Raw genomic sequence first — 5436 nt, 5'->3', positions numbered from 1 at the left:
CTTCGCGGTCCACCGCTTGATGGGGTTATCGTCGCTCATCCTGTCCTCCTGATGACTGCACTATAGCCTGTGCAGCTCTGGAGGGGGTCACTTCAGAGTTTCAGACCAAAAGGTACTATTTTTTGCTGGGCGTGGAGCGGACAATTTTGGCATATATGGCAGGAGGAGTGGCCTATGTCGCTCTCAAGTCGGGATTTCTCACCTCAGAAATTTTAGACGGGGGATATTGGTCCTTAATGCTGGTTATCGTTTTCTCTGGATTTTCAGAGTCTTTGGTGCCTGGATTTTTATCAAAATCCGAAGGTCTGTTGCATAACAATGCATTGCAGCGTATAAGCCGCTGAATGCGGCGTTAGTGAACTAGTATGCCGAAAGAAGTACCACCGTTCGGAGGCAGCTCTGACTCAGACATAGAACGCGTCTTCGACTGGATGTTTGGTCTTCTAGGTGTTGAGAGTTGGCATAGGAGGAAAATAGGGCAGGTTGATTTGTTTTTAACCAAGCTGACCGATTTAAAATCTATCTGCCCTTTTGGTTCATTGCCTCCAACTCTCCGCCTAGCCCCTAAACCTGCGCGTAGCCCCCGTCAACGAACACCTCGCTCCCCGTCATGAAGCTGCTGTCGTCGGACGCCAGGAACGCCACCGCGCCTGCGGTTTCCTTGGGATCGCCCAGACGCTCAAGCGGTACGGTCCGGTTCATCTCGCTCAGGGCGTCGGATGGGAGCAGTTCCATCAGCTTGTCTGTTTTGGTTGGGCCAGGAGACATGACGTTCACGCGAATGCCAGTGCCCCTGAGATCATGGGCCCAACTGCGCACCAGGTTTCGGACGGCCGCCTTGGAGGCGCTGTAGATGCTCATCGCGGGGGTGCCCATGCTGCCCACCGTGGACCCGGTGAGGATGATGGAGCCGCCGTTCGTCATCAGGGGTAGGGCCTTCTGGACGGTGAAGAGGGTGCCTTTGACGTTGATGCCGAAGATGTAGTCGTAGTGCTCCTCGGTGATCTGTCCCAGGCTGGCGAATTCGCCCACGCCCGCGTTGGCCACCAGGACGTCCAGGTGGCCTTTTTCTTTCTGGATCGTTTCGAAGACGCGGTCGAGATCCTCCGGCTTCGTCACATCCGCCTGGACGGCCCGGGCGTTGGATCCCAGTGCCTCAGCGGCGTTGTCGAGGGCGTCCTGGCGCCGTCCGGTAATGAAGACGAAGGCGCCTTCTTCGATAAGGCGTTGGGCCGAGGCCAAGCCGATGCCGCTGGCTCCGCCTGTGATCATTGCGATTTTACCGTGTAGCCGACTCATGGTTGGTCTCCGTGTGTGTTGACTCGATTCGCTTTCAAGGTATATAAGCCGCTTACAAATGTTCAAGTATGCACCTTTTGGTAAGTACCCGTTATGGCGAAAGAAAACTCAGAAAACCCACGTTTCATTTGCGGCCTGCATGCGACGCTGCACGTGATCTCCGGGAAGTGGAAGCCGTTGATTCTGTTCTTTTTAGACAAGGGACCGACGCGTTACGGCGAGCTCAAGCGAAGCGTCCGGGGCGTGAGCGACAAAATGTTGATCCAGCAGTTGAAGGAGCTCGAGTCCGACGGCATCGTCCAGCGAACCGACTATGGAGAGATCCCGCTGCGCGTCGACTACTCGCTGACGCCGTTCGGGGCGAGTCTGGTACGGGCCATGGAGCCGCTTTGCGGCTGGGGCGAAGAGCACGAAGAGGACATTGCCGCGGCGATGGACCGTCGGAAAACCAGCCGGTAGCAAGCGAAGCGCAGTGACCAGGAAACCGCCCTGTCCAGCTTCCCCTCCTGAACCATCCGCACGGCTGAAACTCACGCCTACGCCGCTCACTCGGCGCGGGCGTTTCTGCTTCTACGCCTTTCGTGTAGCGACATGTTAATCGATGTTAAATTAAGCTAGGTTAAGTATTGTTTGATGTCGCCGATACAACCTAATGAACCGGGTGGTGAAGCGTTCAGTGCTTCGCCTGGAGGTAATGTGGTCGCAGCATTAGCGGGGTGATGGCATTGGTCGGAATCTATCGTATTGATGAAGGTAATATGCGCGTATGCCAGCCTTATATCTTACACAGAGACTAAAAAGTAAAATTTAATTATGGTTATTTTATTAGGCACCATTTAGAGTGCTGGGGAAGGCTTTGAAGTTTAATTACTGGGTGGTATTGGTTTTTGTGAGGAGTAAAAAAATTGAATTCAGGTCCCATGTTAGAAAAAATGAAAAGCCGTGTTGCCTCTGACAAAGACGAAGGTGACATAGCATACTTCTACGCTCTTTCGCACGAGCTGGAATACCTTACTAAGCTAACTGTGTTAGGTGTTGTTGCATGTTTGCGAGATGATGCAGACCGTAATAGATATTCTGTAGAATATAACTTGATTCGCTTCGACTCAATAGGTGATTGGGTTCAAGCATTAAATTCAACATTAACAGGGCCGGCTGCGCAGTTTTTTATCCCCTCGGCTACTCATATTACGCGTGACCTTACCGAGAGAGTGAAAGACGATGACTGGCGTTACGAAGCCGTTATACTGGCATCCGAAGTGGCACGCTACTTTGACATTGAAGCTAATATGGCTAATAAAGTAGCCTTGCGTCAATTTTTTGAATTCGGTGCGGCTATTAGGAATCGCACACGTGGCCATGGTGCGCCAACAACTGAGCAGTGTAACGATGTGTGCCCAAAGCTTGAGAGAGCGCTACAGCTTGTTTGGCAAAACCACAAGTTATTTCGGCATGACTGGGCGCATCTTCATAGAAATCTTTCTAAAAAATACAAGGTCTCCCCTTTGCTTGGCGAATGCGCCGACTTTGATTATCTAAAAAGCTCGCGTGGGGAGTCGTTCCCAGATGGCACATATATAAGCTTAGGCGAATTTGTCAAGGTTCCTTTGGTTTTTATTAGTGCTGGCTTGACAGATGTTCTTCTACCGAACGGCAATTATAAGGCCAAAGAGTTCGAAATATTATCGTATATTACAAATGAAATGGGGAGGGTGGATGGAGCAGTTTGGTCAACACCACCTGGTAGGCTTCCCACAAGCCACACAGAGGGTGAAAGCCATCTTGATCAACTAGGAAATACCTTTACAAATCTACCTCAGTCGCCCACTGGTTATATTCCGCGGGAAAAAATTCAAGACCAGTTAAAAGAAGAGCTTATAAAACAAGATCGCCATCCCATTGTTACTTTGACTGGACCAGGAGGTATTGGAAAAACCTCGTTGGCTTTAGCAGTTATTGATAATATTGCAAAATTATCTGACTGCCCCTACGAGGTGATTCTATGGATGAGCTCTCGTGACGTCGATTTATTAGACGCAGGGCCAAAGCCAGTAACTCCAAAGGTTGTAAATAAAGCAGCTATAGCGAGCTCGGTAGTTGAGTTGCTGGAGCCATCGGAACGACACGATAGGACATTTGATCCTCAGGCATACTTTGAGAGAAGTTTGTCAGAAGGGGCTGCTGGTAAAACTCTTCTTGTGTTAGATAATTTTGAAACAGTAGAGAGCCCTACAGATATTTTTAGTTGGGTCGATACATATATTCGCCCACCAAACAAGGTTCTTATTACGACGAGGTTTAGAGACTTTCATGGGGATTTTCCTATCCAAGTTGGAGGAATGACAGACTCTGAAGCTGAGATGTTAATAAGGCAAGAGGCAGATAGGCTAGGGGTTTCTTCACTTCTTTCAAATAGTTATATAAACACGCTTATTGATGAGTCTGACGGCCACCCTTATGTGATGAAGATGTTGCTGGGGCAAGTTGCAAGGGAAGGTCGAGCAGTTAATCCTGAGAGAATTGTGGCTGGTGCAAACCAGCTTCTGGTTGCCTTGTTTGAAAGAACTTACGAAGGCTTGAGTCCCGCTGCACAGAGAATATTCTTACTATTGTCCAGCTGGCGCGTGTTTGTTCCCGCAATTGCAGTCGAGGCTGTTGCACTCAGGCCTGGGAACGAAAGGTTTAATGTGCAAGATGCACTAGATGAACTTCGGCGGTTTTCACTAACGGAAGAGGTTCTTTCTTCTGCTGAGGATGAGGTGTTTGTAGGTATACCACTCGCTGCAGCTAGTTTCGGAAGGCGTAAGTTGGAAGTCAGTCCCTTCAAGGTGGCAGTGGAACAAGATCGTAAATTACTCATGGAGTTTGGGGCTGGAGATAAAGAGTCTTCTCGGCATGGTGTTATGCCCAGAATAGACCGGCTTGTAAGTGTGGCTGCACAGAAAGCAAGTGAGAATCCAGCAGCACTAGATACTTTTCTACCTGTCCTCGAATTTCTTGGGCTGCGTATTCCCAAAGCCTATCTGAGAATCGCTAGATTGTTAGATGAAGCGAAGGTCAGTGAAGGCGATCCAGAAAAAATTAAAGGGTACATTAGGCGCTATTTGGAAAGTTCGGATACTAGTGACCGGGAAGAATCTTGGTTTTGGCTTGCGGACCTGTGTCATCAGAGTAATGATGCAATTGGTGAAATACATGCCTTAGGTGAAATCGCACTTCTTCCAGCTACTACATCTGAGACAATTGGTGTTGTGGCGAATCGAATGAATAATAGGCTGCGTGAGTTGAAAGAGCGTGGAGTAGAGGATTCATGGTCAGATGAGGTGGGACAGTTAATTAAACGCGTTGCGGAAGAGATGGAAAGAAACTTGGAAGGATTGGATGCGACTGATTGTTCTCGATTGGCCTGGCTTTACTTAAATACTGGAAATGAAGAGCGGGCGCGGGATATCGCACGTAGGGGGGGTGAAAAAGATCCCTATAATGATCATTGTGTTAGACTTATGGAACGGCTGGAGATTTGACTGAAAGGGAAGAAAATAAATTATCAAAGTGGCTTTTAGAAAGTATTGCCAAGCAATAAGCTTTTCTGAAGCTTTATCCTCCAGAGCTACACAGGTGACGATGTAACCTTGAGGGCCATTGAACGAAAAATCATGAAGTTTGTGACGTTAGCCTAGGTCTCGCATAGTTATGGGTATTTTTAAGTGAGAGGTAGCCATAGCTGCGGTGGCTCAGGCTATGGTCTAACGGTCTGAGTCTATAGGTCTTGGCACAGGTTGGTAACAGCTTTCAGAAATATCCCAAAGATACTTGTAAAAATACGCGGCCCAGCGACGCGAGCCTTAAGGTTTCATCAGTATATCTATGCTTTACAACTAGCGTTGGCTGTACAATGGTTTGTATGTCTGTAAGGGGCTACAGGGCTGGCTGGGAGAGGCGTTGAATGGCTGGATGAAAGTCTCTAGGAGTATGATCGTCGCATGCTGGCTAGTTATACTTGCTAATCGTTTACGCAAAGGGTTGAATCCTCTATTTGTGCCATCACCTTGTAGGTAAGAGCCGCCGTGAGGGCGTTGCTCGGTTCATTGTTTCAATGCGTTTCATGGGAGGATCGCCATGCCTTTTGCACCGTCC

3 protein-coding genes are annotated in these 5436 nt (G+C 48.8%); 2 read left to right on the top strand and 1 reads right to left on the bottom strand.

Annotated elements, in window-relative coordinates:
* Nucleotides 1–564: 564 nt before the first annotated feature.
* Nucleotides 565–1299: an SDR family NAD(P)-dependent oxidoreductase gene (locus C8E00_RS09325; protein WP_133697209.1), complete on the bottom strand. Its 735-nt coding sequence runs from the start codon at nucleotides 1297–1299 to the stop codon at nucleotides 565–567.
* A gap of 93 nt (nucleotides 1300–1392) precedes the next feature.
* Here C8E00_RS09325 and C8E00_RS09320 point away from each other — a divergent pair, with 93 nt between their 5' ends.
* A complete protein-coding gene (locus C8E00_RS09320) occupies nucleotides 1393–1758 on the top strand; it encodes a winged helix-turn-helix transcriptional regulator (RefSeq protein WP_133697208.1) in 366 nt (121 codons plus the stop codon).
* Nucleotides 1759–2204: 446 nt separating this feature from the next.
* Nucleotides 2205–4823, top strand: a complete 2619-nt coding sequence (locus tag C8E00_RS09315) for an NB-ARC domain-containing protein (RefSeq protein WP_133697207.1) — start codon at nucleotides 2205–2207, stop codon at nucleotides 4821–4823.
* Nucleotides 4824–5436: the final 613 nt, after the last annotated feature.

Source organism: Chromohalobacter marismortui (assembly GCF_004364315.1).
GTDB classification, from domain to species: Bacteria; Pseudomonadota; Gammaproteobacteria; order Pseudomonadales; family Halomonadaceae; genus Chromohalobacter; species Chromohalobacter marismortui.
This window is presented reverse-complemented; position numbering and strand designations above follow the sequence as displayed.